This window comes from Scopulibacillus cellulosilyticus (assembly GCF_042665295.1).
In the GTDB taxonomy this organism is placed as follows: Bacteria; Bacillota; Bacilli; order Bacillales; family Sporolactobacillaceae; genus Scopulibacillus_A; species Scopulibacillus_A cellulosilyticus.
The window spans coordinates 1-621 of the sequence record NZ_JBHTCO010000022.1; the positions used below are offsets into that span (position 1 = coordinate 1).

At 32.0% G+C, this 621-nt stretch carries 1 protein-coding gene; it reads right to left on the reverse strand.

The window, feature by feature from the left end:
• Positions 1-4: 4 nt before the first annotated feature.
• Positions 5-490, reverse strand: a complete 486-nt coding sequence (gene tnpA / locus ACFQRG_RS16435) for an IS200/IS605 family transposase (protein ID WP_380968041.1) — start codon at positions 488-490, stop codon at positions 5-7.
• Positions 491-621 lie beyond the last annotated feature (131 nt).

The window sequence follows — 621 nt, forward strand, 5'->3', positions numbered from 1 at the left end:
CTCCCTATTTTCTCTTTTTTCTCTGCTTTACTTCTTCACCAGTAAATGGATCTATATATTCGAACATACTTAATTGTTCTGCGACTATATCATCTTGTATTTGATTTCGTATATATTCTTCAATTACCTTCTTATTTCTTCCTACTGTATCAACATAAAAACCTTTACACCAAAATTTCCTGTTCCCATACCGATATTTTAAATTTGCATGACGATCAAATATCATTAAACTACTTTTTCCTTTTAAATATCCCACAAAGGAGGACACACTTATCTTGGGTGGTATGCTTACTAACATATGAATATGATCTTTACAGGCTTCTGCTTCAATAATTTCTACACCTTTTCTTTCACATAATTGTCTTAAGATCATACCTACATCTTTTTTTATTTTTCCATATATGACTTGTCTTCTGTATTTTGGTGCAAAAACAATGTGATACTTACAATTCCACTTAGTATGTGCTAAACTGTTTAAGTCAGATGACATAAGCTCCCTCCTAGTAAAATAAATCTGGTTGGCGAACCAAAATTTATTTTATCACTAGAGGGGCTTTTTTTGTTACATCGCTGAAAGCTTTCCGGAACCATACGCCTAGCGTATGGTTTTCTTTTTATAAA